This is a genomic window from Arthrobacter sp. 49Tsu3.1M3 (genome assembly GCF_900168135.1).
Lineage (GTDB): Bacteria > Actinomycetota > Actinomycetes > Actinomycetales > Micrococcaceae > Arthrobacter.
In genome coordinates, this window is the sequence record NZ_FUZD01000017.1 from 62,950 (window position 1) to 86,292 (window position 23,343).

At 67.4% G+C, this 23,343-nt stretch carries 22 protein-coding genes and 1 tRNA gene; 9 read left to right on the forward strand and 14 right to left on the reverse strand.

Annotated elements, in window-relative coordinates; genetic code table 11:
- Position 1 precedes the first annotated feature (1 nt).
- Positions 2-1,066, forward strand: coding sequence for a D-2-hydroxyacid dehydrogenase (locus tag B5X90_RS16050; protein WP_079554761.1), 1,065 nt, complete (start codon positions 2-4; stop codon positions 1,064-1,066).
- Between the two features lie 197 nt (positions 1,067-1,263).
- Here B5X90_RS16050 and B5X90_RS16055 read toward each other — a convergent pair whose 3' ends face one another.
- The 8 genes from B5X90_RS16055 to B5X90_RS16090 all read right to left on the reverse strand — a co-directional run bounded on the left by B5X90_RS16055 (position 1,264) and on the right by B5X90_RS16090 (position 7,259).
- Positions 1,264-2,613: an MFS transporter gene (locus B5X90_RS16055; RefSeq protein WP_143264783.1), complete on the reverse strand. Its 1,350-nt coding sequence runs from the start codon at positions 2,611-2,613 to the stop codon at positions 1,264-1,266.
- Between the two features lie 163 nt (positions 2,614-2,776).
- On the reverse strand, positions 2,777-3,574 hold the full coding sequence (locus B5X90_RS16060) for an IclR family transcriptional regulator (RefSeq protein ID WP_079554765.1): 798 nt from the start codon (positions 3,572-3,574) through the stop codon (positions 2,777-2,779).
- A 167-nt stretch (positions 3,575-3,741) separates the two neighbouring features.
- Complete coding sequence (locus B5X90_RS16065) at positions 3,742-4,572, reverse strand: fumarylacetoacetate hydrolase family protein (protein WP_079554767.1); 831 nt, start codon at positions 4,570-4,572, stop codon at positions 3,742-3,744.
- Positions 4,573-4,819: 247 nt separating this feature from the next.
- Positions 4,820-5,110: a hypothetical protein gene (locus B5X90_RS16070; protein ID WP_026266430.1), complete on the reverse strand. Its 291-nt coding sequence runs from the start codon at positions 5,108-5,110 to the stop codon at positions 4,820-4,822.
- Between the two features lie 114 nt (positions 5,111-5,224).
- Positions 5,225-5,300, reverse strand: a tRNA-Val gene (locus tag B5X90_RS16075).
- Positions 5,301-5,390: 90 nt separating this feature from the next.
- Positions 5,391-6,296, reverse strand: a complete 906-nt coding sequence (locus tag B5X90_RS16080) for an NAD-dependent protein deacetylase (protein ID WP_079554770.1) — start codon at positions 6,294-6,296, stop codon at positions 5,391-5,393.
- A 31-nt stretch (positions 6,297-6,327) separates the two neighbouring features.
- Positions 6,328-6,843: a peroxiredoxin gene (locus B5X90_RS16085; RefSeq protein ID WP_079554772.1), complete on the reverse strand. Its 516-nt coding sequence runs from the start codon at positions 6,841-6,843 to the stop codon at positions 6,328-6,330.
- On the reverse strand, positions 6,840-7,259 hold the full coding sequence (locus B5X90_RS16090) for a DUF3052 domain-containing protein (RefSeq protein WP_018773429.1): 420 nt from the start codon (positions 7,257-7,259) through the stop codon (positions 6,840-6,842). The genes B5X90_RS16085 and B5X90_RS16090 overlap by 4 nt, the downstream gene beginning before the upstream one ends.
- A 436-nt stretch (positions 7,260-7,695) precedes the next feature.
- Between B5X90_RS16090 and aceE the strand changes: the two genes are divergently transcribed.
- From aceE to fabF, 6 genes are all read left to right on the forward strand, one after another.
- Entirely contained in the window at positions 7,696-10,464 is a 2,769-nt protein-coding gene (gene aceE / locus B5X90_RS16095; RefSeq protein WP_079554816.1) for a pyruvate dehydrogenase (acetyl-transferring), homodimeric type, read from the forward strand.
- A gap of 229 nt (positions 10,465-10,693) precedes the next feature.
- Positions 10,694-11,938, forward strand: a complete 1,245-nt coding sequence (locus B5X90_RS16100) for a PucR family transcriptional regulator (RefSeq protein ID WP_018773431.1) — start codon at positions 10,694-10,696, stop codon at positions 11,936-11,938.
- 87 nt (positions 11,939-12,025) lie between these two features.
- Positions 12,026-12,955, forward strand: coding sequence for an ACP S-malonyltransferase (locus B5X90_RS16105; protein WP_079554774.1), 930 nt, complete (start codon positions 12,026-12,028; stop codon positions 12,953-12,955).
- Positions 12,952-14,013 carry a beta-ketoacyl-ACP synthase III gene (locus B5X90_RS16110; RefSeq protein ID WP_079554776.1) on the forward strand — a complete coding sequence of 354 codons (1,062 nt, stop codon included), beginning with the start codon at positions 12,952-12,954 and terminating at the stop codon, positions 14,011-14,013. Before B5X90_RS16105 ends, B5X90_RS16110 begins: the two co-directional genes overlap by 4 nt.
- Positions 14,014-14,214: 201 nt before the next feature.
- Positions 14,215-14,460 carry an acyl carrier protein gene (locus tag B5X90_RS16115; protein WP_079554778.1) on the forward strand — a complete coding sequence of 82 codons (246 nt, stop codon included), beginning with the start codon at positions 14,215-14,217 and terminating at the stop codon, positions 14,458-14,460.
- A 168-nt stretch (positions 14,461-14,628) separates the two neighbouring features.
- The gene (gene fabF / locus B5X90_RS16120) at positions 14,629-15,864 is read left to right on the forward strand and encodes a beta-ketoacyl-ACP synthase II (RefSeq protein ID WP_028275211.1); all 1,236 of its coding nucleotides are present in this window, start codon (positions 14,629-14,631) and stop codon (positions 15,862-15,864) included.
- Positions 15,865-15,994: 130 nt separating this feature from the next.
- On the opposite strand, the gene B5X90_RS16125 is transcribed toward fabF, so the two are convergent.
- From B5X90_RS16125 to B5X90_RS16145, 5 genes are all read right to left on the reverse strand, one after another.
- Entirely contained in the window at positions 15,995-16,498 is a 504-nt protein-coding gene (locus B5X90_RS16125) for a DUF3145 domain-containing protein (RefSeq protein WP_026266435.1), read from the reverse strand.
- Between the two features lie 381 nt (positions 16,499-16,879).
- Entirely contained in the window at positions 16,880-17,779 is a 900-nt protein-coding gene (locus B5X90_RS16130) for a tyrosine recombinase XerC (protein ID WP_079554818.1), read from the reverse strand.
- Positions 17,780-17,908: 129 nt separating this feature from the next.
- The gene (gene dprA, locus B5X90_RS16135; protein WP_079554780.1) at positions 17,909-19,096 is read right to left on the reverse strand and encodes a DNA-processing protein DprA; all 1,188 of its coding nucleotides are present in this window, start codon (positions 19,094-19,096) and stop codon (positions 17,909-17,911) included.
- A gap of 45 nt (positions 19,097-19,141) precedes the next feature.
- Entirely contained in the window at positions 19,142-20,689 is a 1,548-nt protein-coding gene (locus B5X90_RS16140; protein WP_079554782.1) for a YifB family Mg chelatase-like AAA ATPase, read from the reverse strand.
- Positions 20,690-21,046 (reverse strand): YraN family protein, encoded by a 357-nt coding sequence (locus B5X90_RS16145; protein ID WP_079554784.1) that lies wholly within the window; start codon positions 21,044-21,046, stop codon positions 20,690-20,692.
- A gap of 171 nt (positions 21,047-21,217) precedes the next feature.
- Between B5X90_RS16145 and B5X90_RS16150 the strand changes: the two genes are divergently transcribed.
- Both B5X90_RS16150 and B5X90_RS16155 read left to right on the forward strand, forming a co-directional pair.
- Entirely contained in the window at positions 21,218-21,640 is a 423-nt protein-coding gene (locus tag B5X90_RS16150; RefSeq protein ID WP_079554786.1) for an HAD domain-containing protein, read from the forward strand.
- 245 nt (positions 21,641-21,885) lie between these two features.
- The gene (locus tag B5X90_RS16155; RefSeq protein ID WP_079554788.1) at positions 21,886-22,920 is read left to right on the forward strand and encodes a transglycosylase domain-containing protein; all 1,035 of its coding nucleotides are present in this window, start codon (positions 21,886-21,888) and stop codon (positions 22,918-22,920) included.
- 10 nt (positions 22,921-22,930) lie between these two features.
- Here the strand turns inward: B5X90_RS16155 and B5X90_RS16160 are convergent, their stop codons facing one another.
- Positions 22,931-23,257, reverse strand: coding sequence for a DUF2469 domain-containing protein (locus tag B5X90_RS16160; protein ID WP_018773443.1), 327 nt, complete (start codon positions 23,255-23,257; stop codon positions 22,931-22,933).
- Between the last annotated feature and the right edge of the window lie 86 nt (positions 23,258-23,343).

The following is a 23,343-nucleotide window of genomic DNA, read 5'->3' on the forward strand; positions in this document are numbered from 1 at the left end:
TATGATGAACACTATGACGACCCAAACCACCGTCGCGATCGCCGTCCCGCTCGAAGCAGAGCTGGTGGACCGCATCCGTGCCGTAGATCCGTCCGTGACCGTCCTCTACGACCCCGAACTCCTGCCGCCGGAACGTTTTCCCGCCGACCATGCGGGCGACCCGGACTTCCGCCGGACGGCGGAGCAGGAAGAGCGCTACTGGGACATGCTCAACAAGGCCCAGGTCCTGTACGGGCTCCCCAACGAAAGCCCGGCAGGCCTCGCCCGGATCGCCGGCAGCAATCCCCGGCTTGAGTGGATCCATGCCATGGCGGCCGGCGCCGGCGGTGCCGTGAAGGCATCGGGGCTGGACGCCGCGACGCTGCAGAAGTTCAGGGTTACCACCTCGGCCGGGGTGCACGCCCTGCCGCTCGCCGAGTTCGCCGCCCTGGGCATCCTCAACGGCTTCAAGCGCAGCGCAGAACTGGCCCAGGACCAGGCGGCCAAGCTCTGGCCCGAGCTCCGCACCCCCACCCGCCTGGTCAACGGCTCCCGCCTGGTGGTCACCGGACTCGGCGAGATCGGGCTCGAGACCGCACGGATCGCCCGCGCCCTGGGCATGAGCGTCAGCGGGACCAAGCGGACCGTGGAGGCCATCGACGGGATCGAGGCGGTCACGGACAACGACGGCCTCGCCGGCCTGCTGGGCACCGCAGACGCCGTCGTCAATACCCTGCCCGGCACGCCGTACACCGAGAAACTCTTCAGCCGCGACGTCTTCGCCGCCATGAAGCCCGGAACGGTCTTCGTCAACGTGGGCCGCGGCACCGTGGTGGATGAAGAGGCGCTTCTGGAGGCCCTGGGCAACGGCCAGGTCTCCTATGCCTGCCTCGATGTCTTCGCCGTGGAGCCACTGCCGCAGGACAGCCCGCTGTGGACCCACCCCAGGGTCATGGTGTCCCCGCACACCTCGGCGCTCAGTGCCGCCGAAAACCGGCTGATCACCGAACGCTTCTGCAGCAACCTGCGGACCTACCTCGACGGCGGCGAACTCCCCCACCTGGTGGACACGGTGCACTTCTACTGAGTCCACTCTTTCGCAGTGCATCAGCGCCGCAGCGCGCACAGGGCGGCCCACCGGAAACGGCAGGGCCGCCCTTTGCGTTGGGCGAGGCGGCGTCGCCGGACGCTTTCCGTATCGCAGAAACGGCCGTGGCCCCTTCCTGGACGGAAAGGGGCCACGGCCTGGGGGCGCGGACGGAGGGTCTGCAGCCCGGATACCGCCTAGCGCGCGTCCTCAGTCAGGAGAAGGTCGCGTCCCACCGTCTCGGGCGTGAAGAAGGTGGTGACGAACGAGATCAGTGCCAGGACCAGCGAATAGATGGCGAGCACCAGCCAGGAATGGTCCGTGGCGGCCAGCAGCGCGGCGCCGACCAGCGGGACCAGGCCGCCGGCCAGGACGGCGGAGAGCTCCCGGCTCATGGCCACGCCGGTGAAGCGGTACTGCGAGCCGAAGAGTTCAGGCAGCAGCGGGCACTGCGGGCCGAGCATGGACTGAACGCCGAGGGCGATGCCCACCACCATGACAATCCAAACCAGCGTGACGTTGCCCAGCGTCACCAGGTAGAACGCCGGCAGCGCGATGAGCGCCTGGAACAGCGCGCCGTAGCGGTAGACGGGCACCCGGCCGAACCTGTCGGACAGCGCACCGAACGTGATCACCATGACGGCCGCGAAGCCCGCGGCGATCAGCAGGCCGACCGGACCGATGAACTTGTCGCCGGGAAAAACGCCGTCTTTGGCGGCCAGGAACGCGATGAGCAGGGCGGAGTAGATCGAGGAGTTGCCGTTTTCGCCCATCCGCAGGCCGATGCCGATCAGCACGTTCTTCTTTGAGTGCTTCCACAGCTGGCCGATGGGGTTCTTGACCACGTTCTTGTGCTTTTCCAGTTCCTGGAAGACGGGCGTTTCCTTCAGGCGGAGCCGAATGAAGATGGCCACCACAACCAGGAGCACGCTGGCCAGGAAGGGCACCCGCCACAGCCAGCCTTCCAGGACGGCCTTGTCTGCCATGGCAATGAGCGCAAACGTTCCGGCGCCGAGCAGGGTCCCCAGCTGGATGCCGACGAACGGGAGCGAGGCGAAGAAGCCACGACGGCGGCGCGGCGCGACTTCGGAAATGAGCGTGGTGGCGCCGGCCTGTTCAGCGCCGGCACCCAGTCCCTGCAGGATGCGCAGCGTCACCAGAAGAACGGCGCCGAGCATGCCGGCCTGTTCGTACGTCGGCAGCAGGCCGATGGCAAAACTGGCGGTCCCCATCAGGCCGATGGTGAGGATCAGGACCATCTTGCGGCCGAACCGGTCGCCGATATAGCCGAAGACCATCCCGCCGAAGGGCCGGGCCGCGAAGCCCACACCGTACGTGGCGAAGGACGCAATCAGGGCCCCGTCCTCGCCGAGCGGTTTGAAGAACAGCGGGCCGAAGATCAGGGCCGAGGCCAGGCCGTAGATGTAGAAGTCGTAGTACTCCAGCGCGGAGCCCACAGAGCTGGCAAGCGTTGCCCGTCGCAGCTGTTCCGGATCGACGACGGCGCCGTCCGCTTCAGCGAGCGGTGTATTAGTACTAGTTGTCACAAGCACTCCCTCAAGAACACTCCAGACCCCCGTTGGTCTGGTGGGTGTGAGCAACCCCAAGGAGTCGATCACTATGCTGAACAGCGTACAGCATGGTGATCGCCTAGCCAATGAATAATCAGATTTATTCCGGGCGACCCGAAACGCCCCGCGACGCGGGCCCTTAGCCCATGGGATTGCCGAGAGACCGGGCGAGGTCCTGGAGTTCCTTCACCATCATGGCGCCCTGCTCCTCCGAGTAAGTCGCCTTCAGCGCGGTGACCGAGAGGCCGAGGCTGGGCCCGTGTGCGCCCCGGGTCGGGACGGCGACGGCCAGGCACACGACGCCGGTGGTGGATTCCTCGTCCTCGAACGCATACCCCTGCTCCCGGATGAGCTCGAGCTGCGCCTTGAGCTCGGCGCCCGTGCGCAGCGACTTCGGCGTCAGGACCGGAAGAGCCGCGTCGTCGGGAAACATCTCCTCGACGTCGTGGTCATGCAGCCGCGCGATGAGGGCCTTGCCCACGGCACAGAGGGACACCGGCATCTTGTCGCCGATATTGGACGTCAGGCGCACCGCCGGGTGCCCTTCGTAGCGGGCGAGGTAGATGACATTTGTTCCGTCCAGCATGGCGATCCGGACAGTCTCTCCCGAGAGCGTCGGGGCCTGTTCACAGAAGCGGTAGAACTCCTGGACCTCGTCGAGGCGGCTGAGGTAGGCAGCACCGAGCTCAACCAGCTTCCGGCCGAGGGTGAACTCCGCGCCGTGGCGGCTGATCAGCCGCGCCTCCTCGAGCGCTAGCAGCAGGTTGGAGGTGGAGGACTTCGGGATTCCCAGTTCCCGGGACAGATCGCTCAGCGTGAGGCGTCCGGTCGCGGATGCCGCCAGGGCTTCCAGCACGGCGGCGGCACGGGTGACAGCCGGTGCCGGTGACGCGCTCCCCAATCCGTCGGAGGGTCGGGAAACTCGGGAATCGGCCATGATTCTCCTTCAGGTATCGCGCGCAAGTCGCCGCGTCACTCGTTCGAATGCCGTTCAGTCAGCTGAACACTAACCATCATAATGTCTGTAAACCTGAACCGGGACCGGCTGGGTCCGTGCATCCACTGCTCCCCGGTCGGTGGGCCTCGTCGGGGAACCTCTGACCCTCAGGCGGCAGACACCACTGGGTTCGTCAGTTCGCCGATGCCGGCAATGTGGCACGTGACGGTGTCGCCGGGAGCGATCGGCGCACACTCGGCGGGGAATCCCGTCAGCACCAGGTCACCCGGGTGAAGGGTCATGAAGGATGTGAGATAGGTGAGGATTTCCTCCACCTTCCAGCCAAGGTCGGCGGAGCTGGCGGCCTCGAGGTCCCGACCGTTGTGCTTGATGCCGATCGCCAGGTCGTCACTATTCAGGTCCGTGACGATCCAGGGCCCCACGGGCGTGAACGTGTCCTGGCTCTTGGCGCTGATCCACAGCTCATCGGATTCCTGCAGGTTCCTGGCGGAGACATCATTTCCTATGGTGTAGCCCAGGACCGCGCCCATGGCGTTGCCCGGGGTCAGTCCGCGGGCCCTGCTCCCGATGACGAGGGTCAGTTCGGCCTCCGGCTCGACGCGGCCCACGCCGGCCCGGAGTTCAACCGCGTCCCCCGGGCCGACCACGCTGGTGGCCGCCTTGTGGAAGGCCTGCGGCGGAAGCCCGCGACCGGCGGCACCGGTATTGTGCGCCATGCCCAGGACGTTGGCCGGGACACAGGGCGCGAGGAACGTGAACGACGCTTCCTCCACCGTCGCGCCGGCCTCCCAACCGCCGCGGGGCAGGCTGCCGGCATTGGCAGCAGAACCCGGGAACGGGGAGGGTGTCACCGTCCACGCCTTGCCCGCCGCACTGCCGAAGTCCGCCGCGTCGTTGGCAACGAAGAAGTATTCGTCCCCGGCAGCCGGGGAAAGGGGGCGGACTCTGGCGATTCGGCGGGCACTCGTGGCGGTCATGAAAACATCCTAGGCGGCGGAATCTTGGGGCCCGCGATTAGGCCATCGACTGGCGTAATTCTGGCGCGCAGAAACGCCGCCCGTGTTTCACATTTCCAAGCGTTCACGGTATATTCATTACAAGCCTTCCACCGCGGCATCCCCCAATAGTCGCGGTGGAAGGCTTTTCCAATGCCCGGGTGATTCCAGGGTCCCGGGTCCCCTTTTGAGCGCGCCGGGCCGGCCGATTGTTGCCCGCGCAGCCAGCCTAAGCGGCGTCCGCAACGGCCCCCCGCAGCCGCCAGCCACCGCCGAGGCCGTCCCGGATCAGTTCCATGGTGGTCAGTGCCGATCCACGGTTGCGGCCGAGCCTCGCCTGGACCTGCCAGACCTCGACATCCACGCGGCTCAGGCCCTTGGGCATCCGCCGCTCGGCCTCCCACCAGCTGACCCGCTCGAACCAACGCACGGGCTCGGCCCCGATCAACCATTCCCGGCCCCCGCGCACTACCGCCAGGGGCCGCCCGTCCGGGCCGGTTTTCACCATCACGTGTTCCATGCCCGTCACAGTAAGGCGGAGCCCTGACATTTTCGGGGCGGGCAGCATCCGCCGCCTGGACGCACAAAACCCCGCCTTGCCGGACCGCGTGGTCCGCAAAAGCGGGGTTTTCTGTGGTGGGTCCTACCGGGATCGAACCGATGACATCCACGGTGTAAACGTGGCGCTCTACCAGCTGAGCTAAAGACCCAAACCGCGGTATCCGCGCCTCAGCGCTTCAACCAACGAACAGCTACTGTACCGGATGTCACCAGCCAAGCGCCAATCGGCCCGGCCGTCGCTACAGGGGCGGCAGCTCGGCGGCGAGCCAGGTCAAGGCCCCGCTGACGCCCGCCTCCAGCTTGATGGTGGCGAGGCCGTCCCCGCGGGTCGGGCCCCTGTTGATGATGACCACGGCTTTGCCCTGCTTCGCCGCGTGGCGGACAAAACGCAGGCCGCTCATCACGGTGAGCGACGAGCCGGCCACCAGGAGCGCCCGGGCGGCGTCGACCATGGCGTAGGAGCGCTCCACCCGGTCCTTGGGCACGTTTTCCCCGAAGTACACGAAGTCCGGTTTCAGGGTGCCGCCGCAGGCCGGACAGCGGGCGACGACGAACGATCCAATCAGTTCGGTGTCCTCGACGGCGGCATCGGCGTCCGGTGCCATTTCAACCACCCCGGCCGCCTGTGCCCGTTCCAGGAACCCGGGGTTGAGTTCTTCCAGGACACCGGCCAGCATCCGGCGGCTGAACCGCCGGTGGCAGTCCAGGCACACCACCTGGTCGAACCGGCCGTGCAGGTCCACGACGTTGACGCTGCCGGCGTCCTCGTGGAGCCGGTCAACGTTTTGGGTGATGAGGCCGGTGAGAAGCCCACGCTGCTCCAGCCGGGCTACAGCGGCATGGCCGTCGTTCGGATCCGCCCTGCGCAGATGTGACCAGCCGATGTGGTTGCGGGCCCAGTAGCGCTGCCGGTTTCCCGGCTCGCCGATGAATTCCTGGTAGGTCATGGGGGTCCGCGGCGCGGAGCCGGGCCCGCGGTAGTCCGGGATGCCTGAATCCGTACTCAGGCCGGCGCCCGTCAACACGGCGAACTGCTCCCCGGACAGCAGATCGTGGATGTCTTGCAGGGCCTCCAGTTCGGTGCGCTGGAGTTCCGCGGCGCTCCCGGCGGCCGTAACCGGCGGGAGGCTGGCAAATCCGGTCATGCCGATTCCTGGCCGCCGCTGCCTCACCGGATCAGCTCCCGCCGAGTCCCGCGAGGGCCGCCCGGTATTCGGCGAAGTCCCGGGCCTGGCCGCGCGGATTCACGACGACGTACCGGACGATTCCCGCCGCGTCGATGATGAAGGTGCCGCGCAGCGCCATGCCGCTGTCAGGGTCGAACACGCCGTAAGCCGAGGCCACGGCCCCGTGCGGCCAGAAGTCGGCGAGCAGGTCGAAGCCGTAGCCTTCTTTTTCGGCGTAGGCGCGCTGGGCGAATTTGCTGTCCACCGAGACTGCCAGTACGGCGGCGTCGGCATCCTCGAACAGTGCCAGGTTGTCCCGGATTTCGCACAGTTCCCCGGTGCAGATGCCGGAGAAGGCGAACGGGTAGAAGACTATGGCGACGTTGCGGCCGCGGAAGTCCGAAAGGCGCACCGGTTCGCCGAATTGATTGGCGAGCTCGAAATCCGGCGCGGCATCGCCGACGCCGGGAACGGGCCTCACGGCGGAGCCCGGCCCGGAGGCCTCGTGCTGGACCGCTTGGGTCACTTGTTCTTCCGCGTGACCAACCGGGTGGCGCTCCAGTCCTTAGAGACGCCGGCGGAGGTCGTGTAGTGGAGCCCTGCGGTGGGCGCGGCGTCCTGGATGTCCGCGGGCGAGACGTAGCCGTCCCGGCCGGACTTGGGAGTCAGGACCCAGACAACGCCGCCCTCGGTGAGAGTGGTCAGCGAATCGACCAGCGTGTCCACAAGGTCTCCGTCACCTGCCCGCCACCAGAGAATAGCGGCATCGACGACCTCGTGATCGTCCTCATCGAGAAGCTCAGAGCCCGTGAGATCTTCGATATCGTCCCGCAAGTCGAAGTCGACATCGTCGTCATAACCGAATTCCTGAATCAGGTCCCCGTCTTTGAAACCCAGTTTCTCCGCCACATTTACCGAAGTGGCGGCGTCGGCCTCGCTCACGTGTTGCTCCTATGCTTTTTGAATTGCTTCATGTTTTCAATGGCACTAGTGATTTCCATTACTCCAAGCCAACACCCTTTGAGCTCTCGCTTCAAGCTGTTGGTACCGCGATCCGCCATATTCTGCGTCACACAGGACGATCCGGAGGCTGCCGGGCAGCGCTTCGTCACACAACCAGTATGCCCGTGAAATACGGCGGTGGGTCCATAGGGCGGCTACGCATCCATCAGCCCGCACGGCTAGAGTGGCTGATGACGACTACGCCTGCGCGGGCAACCGCCCGGTTTATACAGGCAGGCGTACCGTGATTGGACCTTGCCCGGCGCATACGACCGGGCTGTTGTAACCGATATGTCGCACACGTCGCGTTCACGCCAGGCAGTCACCCTGCCCGGAGCTGAGGGTGCCGATAGATGCGCTCAAAGAGAGGTTGGACGTGGCTGCAGGAGAAGATACCTCCCATATCCTCAGCGGGTTGACAAACCAGCTGCCTGATCGTGATCCGGAAGAGACCGCCGAATGGCTGGAGTCCCTGGATACCCTGATTCAGGAACAAGGCACCGAACGTGCCCAGTACATTATGCGCAGCCTGCTCCAGCGGGCCGGCGCGCAGAGCGTGGGTGTTCCGATGGTCACCACCACGGACTACGTCAACACCATCCCGGTCGACCAGGAAGCAGCATTCCCTGGCGATGAAGAGATCGAACGCAAATACCGCGCCTGGCTGCGCTGGAATGCCGCCGTGATGGTGCACCGGGCACAGCGGGCGGACATCGGCGTCGGCGGCCACATCTCCACCTACGCCGGTGCCGCGACCCTGTATGAGGTCGGCTTCAACCACTTCTTCCGCGGCAAGGACCACCCCGGCGGCGGCGACCAGATCTTCTTCCAGGGCCACGCCTCCCCCGGCATGTACGCCCGCGCCTTCATGGAAGGCCGGCTCTCCGAGGAGGACCTGGACGGGTTCCGCCAGGAGAAGTCCAAGGAAGGGCACGCCCTGTCCTCCTATCCGCACCCGCGCCTGATGCCGGAGTTCTGGGAATTCCCCACCGTCTCTATGGGCATCGGCCCGATGAACGCCATCTACCAGGCCCAGTCCAACCGGTACCTGCACAACCGCGGCATCAAGGACACCTCGGACCAGCAGGTCTGGGCGTTCCTGGGCGACGGCGAAATGGACGAGCCCGAGTCCCGCGGCCTGCTGCAGCTGGCGGCCAACGACAAGCTCGACAACCTCAACTTCGTCATCAACTGCAACCTCCAGCGCCTCGACGGTCCCGTCCGCGGCAACGGCAAGATCATGCAGGAACTCGAAGCGTTCTTCCGCGGTGCCGGCTGGAACGTCATCAAGGTCGTCTGGGGCCGCGAGTGGGATGACCTGCTGGCCAAGGACGAGGACGGCTCGCTCGTCAAGATCATGAACGAGACCGTCGACGGCGACTACCAGACGTACAAGGCCGAATCCGGCGCGTTCGTCCGCGAGCACTTCTTCGGGAAGACCCCGCAGACCAAGGAAATGGTCCAGGACCTGACCGACGACCAGATCTGGAACCTCAAGCGCGGCGGGCACGACTACAACAAGGTCTACGCCGCCTACAAGGCCGCCACCGAGTTCAAGGGCAAGCCCACGGTCATCCTGGCGCACACCGTCAAGGGCTACGGCCTGGGTACCCACTTCGAGGGCCGCAACGCGACGCACCAGATGAAGAAGCTCACCCTCGCGGACCTCAAGGCCTTCCGCGACCACCTGCGCATCCCGATCACGGACGAGCAGCTCGAAGCGGACCTCTACCGGCCGCCGTACTACCACCCCGGCATGGACTCCCCGGAGATCCAGTACCTGATGGACCGCCGCAAGCAGCTCGGCGGCTTCGTCCCCGAGCGGCGCTCCAAGCACGCCGACGTCACGCTCCCGGACGAGAAGGTCTATGAAGTCGCCAACCGCGGCTCCGGCAAGCAGCACGCCGCCACCACCATGGCGTTCGTCCGCCTGCTCAAGGACCTCATGCGGGACAAGGAGTTCGGCAAGCGCATTGTGCCGATCATCCCCGATGAGGCACGCACCTTCGGCATGGACGCGTTCTTCCCGACGGCGAAGATCTACAACCCGAACGGCCAGAACTACCTCTCCGTGGACCGCGAGCTCGTCCTGGCGTACAAGGAGTCCATCTCCGGCCAGATCGTGCACGCCGGCATCAACGAGGCCGGGTCCGTGGCAGCCTTCACCGCCGCAGGAACGTCCTACGCCACCCACGGCGAACCGCTCATCCCGGTCTACGTCTTCTACTCGATGTTCGGCTTCCAGCGCACAGGCGATTCCTTCTGGGCGGCCGCCGACCAGATGACCCGCGGGTTCATCATCGGCGCCACGGCAGGCCGGACCACGCTGACCGGCGAGGGCCTGCAGCACGCTGACGGACACTCCCCCATGCTCGCGGCAACGAACCCGGCCGTCATCACCTACGACCCGGCATACGGTTACGAGATGGGCGTCATCATGCGTGACGGCCTCAACCGGATGTACGGCCCCGGCGAAGCCGGAAAAGAAATTGCCGACAACGATCCGTCGCGGAACGTGATGTACTACATCACTGTCTACAACGAGCCGATCGTGCAGCCGCCCGCACCGGCGGAACTCGATGTCGAGGGCATCATCAAGGGCATCTACCTGCTGGCGCCGGCCAAGATTGACGGCCCGCGCACGCAGATCCTTGCCTCGGGTGTGTCTGTTCCCTGGGCCCTCGAAGCCCAGCGGGTCCTCGCCGAGGACTGGGGCGTCTCGGCCGATGTCTGGTCCGTGACCTCCTGGACCGAACTGCGCCGCGACGCCATGGCCGCCGAGGAAGACTCCTTCCTCAACCCGGGCCAGCCCGCCCGCGTCCCGTTCGTGACGCAGCAGCTCGCCGGCGCCACCGGTCCGATCGTGGCCGTCACGGACTACATGAAGGCCGTGCCGGACCAGATCCGCCAGTTCCTGCCGAACGAGTTCGCCTCGCTCGGCGCTGACGGCTTCGGCTTCTCGGACACCCGCGCCGCGGCCCGCCGCTTCTTCAAGAACGACATCCACTCGGTTGTGGTCCGTTCCCTGGAGATGCTGGCCCGCCGGGGCGAAGTGGATGCCCAGGCACCTGCCCAGGCCATCGAGAAGTACCGCCTGCACAACGTGAACGCCGGCACCACCGGCAACGCGGGCGGCGACTCCTAACCGCGCTCCAGCGCAAGAGCGCATGTTCGACGGCGGCTCCCACCGAAAGGTGGGGGCCGCCGTCGGGCGTTTAACCGCCCCGCCCGCCCCCTCCTCCCCTTTCATCTCCCCTCCCGCCTCCCTTGTTGGGCGCGCTTTAGACTGCCGCGGTCCGCTGTGATGCAGGACAAGGGCAGTTGTAGCCTTCGCACAAATGGAGCTTGGGCGGCCCGCCCCGTATGCTCAATGCATGGCAGAGCCGATCACCACTCCCGAAAAACGCAAGCCGAGCTCGAGGGCGATGACTCCGGAGAAAGCCGAAACCCTCAAGAAGCTCCGGGCCAGCGTGGGCCAGCTGTCGACGACGACGCTGCGCCAGTTGGAGAAGTCCCTGCCGTGGTATGGCCGGCTGAACTCGGATGAACGTTCCGCCCTGGGCATGGTGGCCCAGAACGGCATCGCGGCTTTCGTCACCTGGTACGAACGGCCGAGTTCGCCGTCGTGGATCCTCTCCGACGTCTTCGGCACCGCGCCCACCGAACTGACCCGCTCCATCAGCCTGCAGAAGGCGCTCCAGCTGATCCGGATCGTGGTGGAAGTCGTCGAGGACCAAGTCCCGGTGATCGCCCCGGAAGCGGACCAGGGGGCCCTCCGGGAGGCCGTGCTGCGCTACTCGCGGGAGGTCGCGTTCGCGGCCGCCGACGTCTATGCCCGCGCCGCGGAATCCCGCGGCTCCTGGGACACCCGGCTGGAAGCCCTGATTGTCGATGCCATCCTCCGTGGCGAAAACACCGACGCGCTGCGGTCCAGGATCGCGGCCCTGGGCTGGAAAGCACAGGAGCGCTTCACCGTCATGGTCGGGAATTCCCCGTCCGAACCTAGCGCCAGCTACGTCAGCGAACTGCGGCGCACCGCGGGGCGCTTTGCCGAGGACGCCCTTGTGGGGATCCAGGGCGACCGCCTCATCCTGATCCTGGGCGGGGTCCATGACCGGGAGACCGCGTACCTGAAACTCAGCGAACTCTTTGCCCCCGGCCCGGTGGTCTACGGCCCGGAGGCCGGGTCCCTCCTCGAGGCCAGCGGCTCCGCCCAGTCGGCCTTTGCCGGCCTCACCGCGGCCCGCGCGTGGCCTTCCGCGCCGCGCCCGGTGGCGGCCGATGACCTGCTCCCGGAACGGGTGATCTCCGGCGACGACGCCGCCCGCCGCTCGCTGGTCAAGAACATCTACCGCCCCCTGCTGGCCGCCTCCAACGGGCTGGTGGAGACCCTCGGCACGTACCTCGAACTGGGCCATTCGCTCGAGGCCACGGCCCGGGAACTCTTCGTCCACGCCAACACAGTGCGCTACCGGCTCAAGCGCGTCTGCGACGTCACGGGCTGGGATCCGCTGCTGCCGCGGGAGGCGTTCGTGCTGCAGACCGCCCTCGTCGTGGGCCGGCTTTCTGCCCCGCCGAAGGCCCCCACGGAGCGGCAACCTCCCCGCAACGGCTCCTGAACCGTTGTAGACTTCCTACAAACTGACCCAGTGAGCTTGGTGCATGAAAACACGAACGTTCACGCGGTAATTTGGAAAGCTGGTTACGTGCTTGCAATCGTTTGCCCTGGACAGGGCTCCCAGACCCCTGGTTTTCTGGCCCCTTGGCTGGAACTGCCACCCGTCGCAGGCCTTCTGGCCTCCCTTAGCGAAATAGCAGGCATCGACCTCACTGCCCACGGCACCACCTCCGATGAGGAGACCATCAAGGACACCGCAGTCGCGCAGCCCCTGATTGTCGCTGCGGGCCTGGTGACGGCAAAGTCGCTGTTCGACGTCGAACTTGGCACGCTTCCCGTCATCCTTGCCGGCCACTCCGTCGGCGAAATCACCGCGGCTTCCCTCGCCGGTGTCCTGCCGGAATCCGAAGCCATGACGTTTGTCCGCGAACGCGCCAACAGCATGGCAGCCGCTGCCGCAGCCACCCCGACCGGCATGAGTGCCGTCGTGGGCGGCGACCCCGCGGAGGTCCTGGCAGCCATTGCTGCCGCAGGGGCCACGGCCGCCAACGTCAACGGGGCCGGCCAGACCGTCGCCGCCGGCACCCTGGAGCAGCTGAAGGCCCTGGCGGAGAACCCGCCGGCCAAGGCCAGGGTGATTCCGCTGAAGGTCGCGGGCGCGTTCCACACCTCGCACATGGCCCCCGCGGGTGCGGCCCTGCAGGCCCTGCGTCCGTCGCTGCACCCGAAGGACCCGCAGGTGCCGTTGCTGTCCAACTTCGACGGGGCGGAAGTCACCGACGGCGCCGCCGCCGTCGACAGCCTGATTGCCCAGGTCTCCCGGCCCGTCCGCTGGGACCAGTGCATGGAGACGATGGTGCAGCGCGGGGTGACCGGCGTGATCGAGCTGGCTCCCGCCGGGACACTGGCCGGCCTGGCCAAGCGCGGCATGCCCGGCGTCAAGACAGTCACCGTCAAGACCCCGGACGATCTTTCCGCGGCCCTGGCCCTATTTGCAGAACTGGAGGGAGGGGTATGAGCGTTCCCACTCTGAAGCAGGCCCCGGTGCAGGCAAACACCCGCATCATGGGAATCGGCGCTTACCGGCCCAGCGTGATCGTGACCAACGAGGACGTGTGCCAGTGGATCGACTCCTCGGATGAGTGGATCCGCCAGCGCACGGGCATTATCACCCGGCACCGCGCGCCCGCCGATGTCAGCGTGATTGACATGGCCGAGGGCGCCGCACGTGAAGCACTGCAGAAGGCCGGCATCGAGGCCTCACAGCTCGGCGCCGTGATCGTTTCCACGGTCACCCACCCGTATGCGACCCCGTCCGCCGCAGCGAGCCTCGCCGACCGCCTCGGCGCGACGCCGGCCCCGGCCTTCGACATCTCCGCGGCATGCGCGGGCTATTGCTACGGCATCGCCCAGGGCGACGCCCTGGTGCGCTCCGGCGCGGCCTCCTACGTCCTGGTGGTCGGTGCCGAGAAGCTCTCCGACGTCATCGACAACACGGAACGGACCATCTCCTTCCTGCTTGGCGACGGCGCGGGCGCTGTCTTGATCGGCCCCTCCGACACCCCCGGCATCGGCCCCTCGGTGTGGGGTTCGGACGGCAGCAAGTGGGATGCCATCGGCATGACCCACTCCATGCTGGACATCCGCGAGCTCGCCCTGACCGGCAAGCGCGGCGCCGCCGTCAGCGATGAGGAAGCGGCAGTGACCGACGCATCCCTCTGGCCGACCCTGCGCCAGGACGGCCAGACTGTGTTCCGCTGGGCCGTGTGGGAGATGGCCAAGGTGGCCCAGCAGGCCCTGGACGCCGCCGGCATCCGGCCCGAGGACCTGGCCGCGTTCATCCCGCACCAGGCCAACATGCGCATCATCGACGAGATGGCCAAGAAGCTGCAGCTGCCCGAGACTGTCAAGATCGCCCGCGACATCGCCGACGCCGGAAATACGTCGGCGGCGTCCATCCCCCTGGCCACCCACCGCCTGCTCGAGGAAAACCCCGAGCTCAGCGGCGGGCTGGCGCTGCAGATCGGCTTCGGCGCCGGTCTGGTCTTCGGCGCCCAGGTGGTCGTGCTTCCTTAGGCAGCCACCGCTTTCCGAACTAAATACGTTCCACCCGTTTCACCTTTGCACCGCATGTCCTTCACTTTCAGGGCCCGCCCCGCATGCTGTGCTCGCAAGCATTCCCGCACCAAGCCGAACCCTCGGTTTGAATCATTTCCGCCCTTAGGCTGCCGGCATTCCACCGGCAGCCGGGGGCAACAACCAGAAAAGGAGCCATCAATGGCTAGCAACGAAGAAATCCTGGCCGGCCTGGCTGAAATCGTCAACGAAGAGACCGGCCTGGCCACGGAGGCTGTCGAAATGGACAAGTCCTTCACCGAGGACCTGGACATCGACTCCATCTCGATGATGACGATCGTGGTCAACGCCGAAGAGAAGTTCGGCGTCCGCATCCCGGACGAAGAGGTCAAGAACCTCAAGACCGTCGGCGACGCCGTCAGCTTCATCTCCAACGCCCAGGCCTAGTCTGGCTTCCGCCAGTATCGGCGGACCCCGGTGCCCGGTCCGGGCGCTGCAACAGTGCCCGGACCGGACCACCAGCAACTGAATGACCCGAAAGTTTTCCCCTCGCAGGCCCCGGCCATCCCGTTCGCGGTTCCGGATACGGCAGGCGCACCGACAGAGAGTGATCCCATGGCACGCAAAGTAGTCATTACCGGTCTGGGTGCCACCACACCCATCGGCGGCGATGTCCCCACGATGTGGAAGAACGCGCTCAAGGGCGTCTCCGGCGCGCACACGCTTGAGGACGACTGGGTGGCCAAGTACGAGCTGCCTGTCCACTTCGCCGCACGCGCCTCCACCCCTGCCCTGGACGTCCTGACCCGGGTCGAGGCCAAGCGCATGGACCCGTCCACCCAGTTCGCCGTCGTCGCATCCCGCGAGGCGTGGGCCGACTCCGGCATCACCGAAATCGACCACGACCGTCTGGCGGTGGCCTTCGCGACCGGCATCGGCGGCGTCTGGACCCTCCTGGATGCCTGGGACACCCTGCGCGAAAAGGGTCCCCGCCGCGTCCTGCCCATGACCGTGCCCATGCTGATGCCCAACGGCCCGGCCGCCGCGGTCAGCCTGGACCTGGGTGCCCGCGCCGGCGCCCACACCCCCGTTTCCGCCTGCGCGTCCGGCACCGAGGCCGTGCACGTGGGCCTGGACCTGATCCGCGCCGGCAAGGCCGACGTCGTCGTCTGCGGCGGCGCCGAAGCCGCCATCCACCCGATGCCGATCGCCGCCTTTGCCTCCATGCAGGCCCTCTCACGCCGCAACGACGATCCCGAGCACGCCTCACGCCCCTACGACCGTGACCGCGACGGCTTCGTCATGGGCGAAGGCGCCGGTGCCCTGGTGCTCGAGGCCGAGGAACACGCCCTGGCCCGCGGCGCCCGGATCTACGCCGAACTGGCAGGCACCTCGGTCACCGCCGACGCCTACCACATCACCGCCCCGGACCCCCAGGGCCTGGGCGCCACCCGCGCGCTGAAGGCTGCGATGTTCGATGGCCGCATCCAGCCCGAAGACATCGTGCACGTCAACGCGCACGCCACCTCCACTCCGGTCGGCGACAAGCCCGAGTACGCGGCCCTCAAAGCCGCCCTGGGCAAGCACGTGGACTCCGTAGCGGTCTCGGCCACCAAGTCCCAGATGGGGCACCTGCTCGGCGCCTCCGGAGCCGTGGAGGCCGTGCTGACGGTCATGGCCATCTACGACCGCAAGGCGCCGGTGACCATCAACCTCGAGAACCAGGATCCGGAAATCCCGCTCGACGTCGTCACGACCGCCCGCGACCTGCCGGCCGGCAGCATCGCCGCACTGAGCAACTCGTTCGGCTTCGGCGGCCACAACGCCGTGATCGCGGTACGCAGCGTGTAACTGCTCGACCAGCAGCACGCCCGCAGCACGCCGGGACGGCAGATGGCGGCAATGTTCTTCGTGAACATTGCCGCCATCTGCCTTTTGGCGCCTAGCTATGGAATTGCTGCGGTGGTGCGCCCGGTGAGCCCTAGCCGACCTGGTGGAGCCAGCGCACGGGGGCGCCTTCGGCGGCGTGCCGGAACGGCTCGAGCTCCTCGTCCCAGGCCTCGCCCAGGGCGAGGGAGAGTTCGTGGTAGACGGCCGAGGGGTCGCCGGCGCCGGATTCGTAGGCGTAGCGGATGCGGTCCTCGGACACCATGATGTTGCCGTGGACGTCAGTGGTGGCGTGGAAGATCCCGAGCTCCGGGGTGTGCGACCAGCGGCCGCCGTCCACCCCCTGGCTCGGCTCCTCGGTGACTTCATAGCGCAGGTGCGCCCAACCTCGCAGAGCGGACGCCAATTGAGCCCCCGTGCCCGGCGTTCCGGTCCACGACAGCTCGGCCCGGAACATTCCGGGCGCGGCAGGCTGAGCGGTCCACTCCAGGTCCGTCCGCTTGTCCACGACAGACCCTATGGCCCACTCGACGTGGGGGCACAGGGCAGTCGGGGCCGAGTGAACGAACAACACACCTCGGGTCAGTGCAACAGACATTCCATCCTCCATAGCTGTAGGTACGTCTTCCCCAACGACCTGTGCCTGGATGTCTGTCTGTTGCGCGGATCCGAATTTATGCCGGCGGTCCCTGCCAGACTACTAATATACAACCGGGTTTGAAGCTGGGACGTGGTGCATTCCAGCTTCAAGTTCAACTTGAAACTTCCCGGGCGTGAGTTTTATTCTGCCCTACCCCTCCTAATTACGCCAGTGCGATTCGGCGCGTCTTCTCCGGCGCGCCGTGCCCGGTTCGGCGGTCCCGTAGGCGGACCCTGGTCCGCTTGGCGCCGGGCAGGTATGCGGGCGGAATCCCGGGCCGGAACCGGGGCCGAATTGTGCGCTTTTTCCGGCCGGACGGACGCGCTGGGCCGGCGATCCTCAGGCCCGGGGGTGCGCCTGCTGGTAGCTCTGCCGGAGCCTCTCGACGGACACGTGGGTGTAGATCTGGGTGGTGGCAAGGCTGCTGTGCCCGAGGATTTCCTGCACGGCGCGCAGATCCGCCCCGCCGTCGAGCAGGTGGGTCGCTGCGGAGTGCCGCAGGGCGTGCGGCCCGGTGGCGGCGGTGTCTCCCAGCCGTTCCAACATCTCCTTGACCACGCTGCGGATCTGGCGCTGGTCCACCCTTCCGCCGCGCGCGCCCAGGAAGAGCGCCGGGCCGCAGGTCCCGGTAGCGAGGGCCGGCCGGCCGCGGCGGAGCCAGTCGTCGACGGCGAGCGCCGCCGGCAGCCCGTAGGGCACCGTCCGTTCCTTGTTGCCCTTGCCGAGCACCCGGAGGGTCCTGCGGTCCGGGTCGAGGTCGTCAACGTCCAGGCCGGCCAGCTCGCCAACCCGGACACCGGTGGCGTAGAGCAGCTCCACTATGGCACGGTTGCGCAAGGCCAGCGGTTCCCCCTCGGCCGAGGCGGATTCGGCGTCGTCCACGAGCCTCAGGACCTGTTGCTGGTGCAAGACGCCGGGGAGGGACTTCTCCCGCTTTGGCGCCTTGAGCCGCAGGGCGGGGTCGGCTTCGATCAGCTCCTCGCGGACGGCCCAGGCGGTGAAGGCCCTGGCGGTGGCGGCGCGGCGGGCCAGGGTGGCGCGGGACTTCCCGGACTCGCTCTGGGCGCCGAGCCAGCGCCGCAGGGTTCCGAGCTCCAGCCCGGCAAGGTCGTGGACGCCCTCGGTTGCGGCGTGCACCCGCAGGCTTTCAACATCGGAGAGATAGGCCCGCACGGTATGGGCGGACCGGCCCCGCTCCGCTTCCAGGTAGCGGCCGAAGCGTGCGGCAGCGAGCTGGATATCGCCCTCGAGCGCGGCGGGCGGGGCAGCGGCGGGATCCTGTGTAGACACCCTCTTACTCTGGCAGTATTCCCCCGGCATTCAAGGAGCCTGTCGGCGAGCCGCGTCTTCCCGGTGAAGCACGCCATCTCAGCCCGCCTTCCCGGAGCGTTTCCAGCCGCCGTGCCGGGATTCAGCCAGCCCCAGGAGCCCGAGCCGGCCAAGACCTGCTCGGACCGAGTCCGGGCTCAGCCCGGCCACCGCGGCCAGCTTCTCGACCGAGGTGGTGGTCCGCAGCGGCAGGGCATCGAGCAGGATCAGGTCCTCCAGTGTCAGGCCATCGTGGGCCTCAGACCGGCCTGCCTTGTCCGGGGGCATCGCCTCGCCGCTCGGGGAGGCGAGCTCGGCGATCTCCCCGGCATCCGTGACGCATACCGCGCCGCCTTCACGGAGAAGCCGGTGGCAGCCGGCGGAGTTGGCGCTGTGGATGGATCCGGGCACGGCGCCCACGGCCCTGCCCAGGGCTTCGGCATGGTGGGCCGTGTTCAGGGCGCCGGAGCGCCACCGGGCCTCGACCACGACCGTGACGGAGGCCAACGCCGCAATGAGCCGGTTCCGCTGCAGGAACCGGTAGCGGGTGGGAGCGGACCCCGGCGGAACCTCGGCCAGGACCGCGCCGCGGTTCGCCACGGTCCGCAGCAGGTCCTCGTTGCCGGCGGGGTAGAAGCGGTCCACTCCCCCGGCCATGACGGCAATGGTGGGCACGCCGCCCGCGCTTCCGGCCAGGGCCGCCCTGTGGGCGTGGGCATCAATCCCGTAGGCGCCGCCGGAGATGATCGTGAAGCCGCGCTGGGCCAGCGAGTAGGCGAGGTCGCCCGTCACCGATGCCCCGTAGCTGGTGCTGTCCCGGGAGCCCACGAGGGCTACGGACCGGCCCGCCCGGGGCAGCTCCTGTTCCACGCCGCGCCACCACAGGCACAGGGGCTCCTGCAGTCCGAGGTCCGCCAGCTGCCGCGGCCACAAGTCATCCGTGGGAATGATGAGGCGTCCGCCGAGCCGATGCATGGTGGCCAGGTCCCGCTCCGGGGCGAGGTCGGGCACGCGCGGGGCCCAACGCTTCAGCGCCTCGCTGAGCCCGGACCAGCCGCTGCCGGACCCGCTGTCCGCCAGGATTCCTGTGATCTCCTGTTCGAGCCCGGGACCGGCGGCCAGCGCGCCGCTGGCAAGCCGCAGGGCGTCCTGCGCCCCCGCTGCCTGGACCAGTGCCAGGGCCGCCGCGTCCTGCGGCTCGAACAGTCGGGCCAGGGCGGCGCGGGCTGTTCGGTCGTCATCGATCATGGTGGTTCCTTTCGCACGGCTGGGGAGGCGTTCTTGGGGGAAGGCTCAGGGTGAGACCGCGGCGGCCTGCCGGAGGCCCAGCGCCTGGCCGACGTCGTCTGCGTCCGGGACGTCGTGCCGGGAAAGGTCCGCAAGGGTCCAGGCGAGGCGCAGCACGCGGTCATAGCCGCGTGCGGTCAGCACTCCGCGCTCCAGTGCGTAGTCCAGGATGCGGGTGGTGGGGGCATCGAGCCGCAGGGCCCCGCGCAGCAGCCGCCCCGGCACCTGCGCGTTAGTTTCCATCCCGAATGGCAGCAACCGGTCCAGCTGGCGGGTCCGGGCCGCCCGGACCCGTTCCGCGATGCTGGCCGTTCCTTCCTCGGCCGCCGGTTGGCCGAAGCCGGCCAGCGAGAGCCGCTCGACTTCCAGCTGGATATCGACCCTGTCCAGCAGCGGCCCGGACATCCGGGCCTGGTACCGCCGGCGCATGGTGGGCGTGCAGATGCAGTCCACCCCTTTGCCCGTTGCCTTGCCGCAGGGACAGGGGTTGGCTGCAAGGACCAGCTGGAACCGGGCGGGATAGGCCGCGGACCCGGCCGAGCGGTGGATGACCAGCTCTCCGCTTTCCAGCGGCTGCCGCAGGGCGTCCAGAACGCCGCGGTCGTATTCCGGGGCCTCGTCCAGGAAGAGCACCCCGCGGTGCGCGCGGGACGCCGCCCCGGGCCGCGGCAGCCCGGACCCGCCACCGATGATAGCCACCGCCGTCGCGGTGTGGTGCGGGTTCTCGTAGGGCGGCCGGCGCAGCAACTGCACGGAGCCCGACGGCAGCGAACACAGGGAGTGGATAGCGGTCACCTCCATGGCCTCGGTGTCGCCCAGGTCCGGCAGCAGCCCGGGCAGCCGCTCGGCGAGCAGGGTCTTCCCTGCACCCGGCGGTCCCGTCAGCAGCAAGTGGTGGGCACCGGCAGCGGCCACTTCCAGGGCACGCCGCGCCGCGGCCTGGCCGGAGACATCGCACATGTCCGGCGCCAGGGCGGGACCGGTGCCGGGTTCGGGGCGGCCGGAGTCCTCGGTCTCGGGTTCGAAGTCGAGGGCGAGGTCCTGCGGGTCCGCGCCGCAGTCGAACGCGAGCCGGGCCAGTGTGGCATAGCCCCGGACCTGCGCGCCGGGGACCAGCTCGGCCTCCGCCACGTTGGCCCGGGCCACGACGACCTCCGGGTAGCCGGCCCGGACCGCCGCCATCACGGCCGGGAGGATGCCGCGCACGGGCCGCAGCCGGCCGTCCAGGCCGAGTTCGGCGATGAAGACCGTGCGGCCCGTGGGCCGGATGTCGTTCGCCGCCAGCAGCACGGCCATGGCTATGGCGAGGTCGAATCCGGAACCGCGTTTAGGCAGGGATGCCGGGATGAGGTTGGCCGTGATCTTCCGGCGGCTCAGCGGGATCCCCGAATTCTGGGCCGCCGAGCGGATCCGTTCCTTGGCCTCGTTCAGTGAGGCGTCCGGCAGGCCCAGGATCACGAACGCCGGCAGGGTCTGGCCAATGTCGGCTTCGACCTCCACGATGTAGCCGTTGAGGCCCACGAGGGCTACGGAATACGTCCGGCCCAGGGCCATCTACCCCACCCCCTTGAGGTGCTCGACGGCGGGCTCGCCGATGCCGTCGTCGACCACGGCGATCACGTCCACGCGGCACAGCGGCATCCACAGTCCCTGGGCACGGCACCACGCCGCTGCCAGCCGGTGGAGCCTTGCCAGCTTGTCCGTGCCGACAGCCTCGAAGGGATGCCCGAAAGCCAGGGATTTGCGGGTTTTCACCTCGGCGATGACCAGCGCGTCGCCGTCGAGCGCGACAATGTCGATCTCACCCTCGGGGCAGCGCCAGTTCCGCTCCACGATCCGCATGCCGTGGGCCTGCAGGAAATCCGCCGCGAGGTCCTCCCCGCGCTGGCCCAGCACATCCTTAGCTCTCATGCCTCCAGCGTGAAGCGCCGCCACGGACGAAGACAGGGCACACTTCGGCTATGTGGAAAACGTCGCCGGGCTACAAGAGCACACGCCGGATGAGAAGAGTATCCGCAGCGCGTTCAGCACTGCTGATCGGATAATCAAGGCAGGCCGAAAAGAACTGCGGGAGGAACAGGAATGAAAGTACTTTTCCTCGATATTGACGGAGTCGTCAACCGCGTGGGGACGAGACAGCGCCATCGCGGCTTCATGGGCATCGATCCTTTCCTGGCGTCCATGGTCGGCAAGATCATCCTCGACACGGGCGCAGCCGTTGTTCTAACGTCCACATGGCGGCATTTCCAAGGCGGCCGTGAAGAAGTCGACCGACACGTTTACAAGACCTTTGACGTTACTCCGATAGCAGACACAGGTTTTCGTGGCGAGGAGGTGAAGATGTGGCTGGACGAGCACCCGGAAGTCACGCGGTATGCCATTGTCGACGATGACTCTGACTTCTATGCCGATCAGCCCTTGTTCAAAACGAACTGGCAAACGGGAATCACCGACGAGGTTGCGCAGCAGGTCACCAAATTTCTCAACAGACGAGATGATCCATGAATGAACATCCACCGATGTTGAGGAACGTCGCCGAAGCGCCTTCCGAAGGCCAGGGATCCGGGCGGATTCCGGGCGGGCACTACCGGCGATCAACTCCGTGGCGGCATTGACAGGACATGTTGAGGCAATTGTCAGGCAACGAAACGTAGCCAATGCCCGCACTGCCCACCTAGGCTTTTCCCAACCCCAGCTCATTCCGCGGGGCGTCCGTATTCTCTCCTGAGGATCGGCCGAAGGATCGGCGTATGGAATATCGAGCGGCCCAGCCACTGGGAACACAGCAGCTCACGGAACCGGGTCCGCCCGGCGGGCAGGCGGCCCCCAGCTGGCCCCTGCAATCGCAGCCTGAGCCCGGGCTTTCGTCAGAGTCTGGCCCCGCGCCAGAGCCGGCAGTTCCGGCGGGAAAACGCAAGCACCGGATCCGGCGGCTGCTCGCCAGGACCTTCAAGTTCGTCCTCGCCATGGTGGTCGTCACGGAGCTGGCCGCCGTCTCCTTCATCTGGTTCGCTCCCCCGCGTACTGCCTACATGCTGCAGACCGGCGGCCCGATCGCCTACCAGTACGTGTCCCTGAACCACATCAGCCGCTATGTCATCGCCGCGGCCGTCGCCCACGAGGACCAACAACTGGGAACGCGTGTTGGCGCGTTCTCCGCCGAAGATTTCCGGGACAGGGCCGTCGCCTATCTTCAGGGCAAGGATGACCCGAGCGGTTCCACGGTCCCGCAACAGCTCGTGAAGAACATCTTCCTGTGGCCTGAACCGAATGCCCTGAGGAAGGGTCTGGAGGCAGGGCTGGCGACCGAGTTCAGCCTCACCCTGACCCCGCAACGGATCATGGAGCTTTATCTGAACTACGCGCAGTTCGGCCCGAAGCTGTACGGCATCTGCGCCGCGAGCTGGTACTACTTCGACGAACCCCCGTGGAACATGTCCGAGTATCAGGCCGCGCAATTGATGGGGGTCCTGCCATTGCCCACACTCGTCACCCGGTCAGCGGAAGGTGGCATCTATCTGGGCCCGGGGGTCCACCCCAAAGTGTGGGACTACGTCAACGGTGCGGCCAACGTGTGGGTCCCCAAGCAGATCGAGGGGCTCGGCGGATGGAAGGCGGCCGTCGCAACCATCGGCATAGGCGACACAGCGTCCGACCACGCGGCCGAGCGGGGATCCGCGAACCCGGATGGCTGCGGTTCGTATCCGGACAGTGTGCTGGACCTGCTGCGGCAGCAGGGCATTGCCTTGGACCGCAACGGGAACCCTGCGCCAGTTAGGGGCTAGGAAACGAAGGTCAGTTGCCCAGGTCCTCGACCTTGGGCAGGGCGAGTTCCTCGCTGCGGGGCAGTTCCTCGACGTTGACGTCCTTGAACGTGATGACGCGGACGCTCTTGACGAACCGGGCGGAGCGGTAGACATCCCACACCCAGGCGTCCTGCAGGGTCAGGTCGAAGTAGACCTCGCCGTCGGCGCTTCGGGCCTGCAGGTCAACGTGGTTGGCAAGATAGAAACGCCGTTCGGTCTCGACCACATAGCTGAACAGCCCGACGACGTCGCGGTATTCGCGGTAGAGCTGTAGCTCCATGTCGGTCTCATAGTTTTCAAGGTCCTCGGCACTCATGGTTCCATCTTGCACCATCCGGCGCACGCCGCGCGCCACAGTGCGCCGGCCGCGCGCCACAGTGCGCCGGCCGCGCGCCACCGCCG

Excerpts from the sequence above, each read along its gene's own strand:
- B5X90_RS16050 (WP_079554761.1), top strand. The coding sequence starts at position 2 with ATGATGAACACTATGACGACCCAAACCACCGTCGCGATCGCCGTCCCG.
- B5X90_RS16060 (WP_079554765.1), bottom strand. The coding sequence starts at position 3,574 with ATGGCCGATTCCCGAGTTTCCCGACCCTCCGACGGATTGGGGAGCGCG.
- B5X90_RS16065 (WP_079554767.1), bottom strand. The coding sequence starts at position 4,572 with ATGACCGCCACGAGTGCCCGCCGAATCGCCAGAGTCCGCCCCCTTTCC.
- B5X90_RS16070 (WP_026266430.1), bottom strand. The coding sequence starts at position 5,110 with ATGGAACACGTGATGGTGAAAACCGGCCCGGACGGGCGGCCCCTGGCG.
- B5X90_RS16080 (WP_079554770.1), bottom strand. The coding sequence starts at position 6,296 with ATGACCGGATTTGCCAGCCTCCCGCCGGTTACGGCCGCCGGGAGCGCC.
- B5X90_RS16100 (WP_018773431.1), top strand. The coding sequence starts at position 10,694 with ATGGCAGAGCCGATCACCACTCCCGAAAAACGCAAGCCGAGCTCGAGG.
- B5X90_RS16110 (WP_079554776.1), top strand. The coding sequence starts at position 12,952 with ATGAGCGTTCCCACTCTGAAGCAGGCCCCGGTGCAGGCAAACACCCGC.
- B5X90_RS16115 (WP_079554778.1), top strand. The coding sequence starts at position 14,215 with ATGGCTAGCAACGAAGAAATCCTGGCCGGCCTGGCTGAAATCGTCAAC.
- fabF (WP_028275211.1), top strand. The coding sequence starts at position 14,629 with ATGGCACGCAAAGTAGTCATTACCGGTCTGGGTGCCACCACACCCATC.
- B5X90_RS16125 (WP_026266435.1), bottom strand. The coding sequence starts at position 16,498 with ATGTCTGTTGCACTGACCCGAGGTGTGTTGTTCGTTCACTCGGCCCCG.
- dprA (WP_079554780.1), bottom strand. The coding sequence starts at position 19,096 with ATGATCGATGACGACCGAACAGCCCGCGCCGCCCTGGCCCGACTGTTC.
- B5X90_RS16140 (WP_079554782.1), bottom strand. The coding sequence starts at position 20,689 with ATGGCCCTGGGCCGGACGTATTCCGTAGCCCTCGTGGGCCTCAACGGC.
- B5X90_RS16145 (WP_079554784.1), bottom strand. The coding sequence starts at position 21,046 with ATGAGAGCTAAGGATGTGCTGGGCCAGCGCGGGGAGGACCTCGCGGCG.
- B5X90_RS16150 (WP_079554786.1), top strand. The coding sequence starts at position 21,218 with ATGAAAGTACTTTTCCTCGATATTGACGGAGTCGTCAACCGCGTGGGG.
- B5X90_RS16155 (WP_079554788.1), top strand. The coding sequence starts at position 21,886 with ATGGAATATCGAGCGGCCCAGCCACTGGGAACACAGCAGCTCACGGAA.
- B5X90_RS16160 (WP_018773443.1), bottom strand. The coding sequence starts at position 23,257 with ATGAGTGCCGAGGACCTTGAAAACTATGAGACCGACATGGAGCTACAG.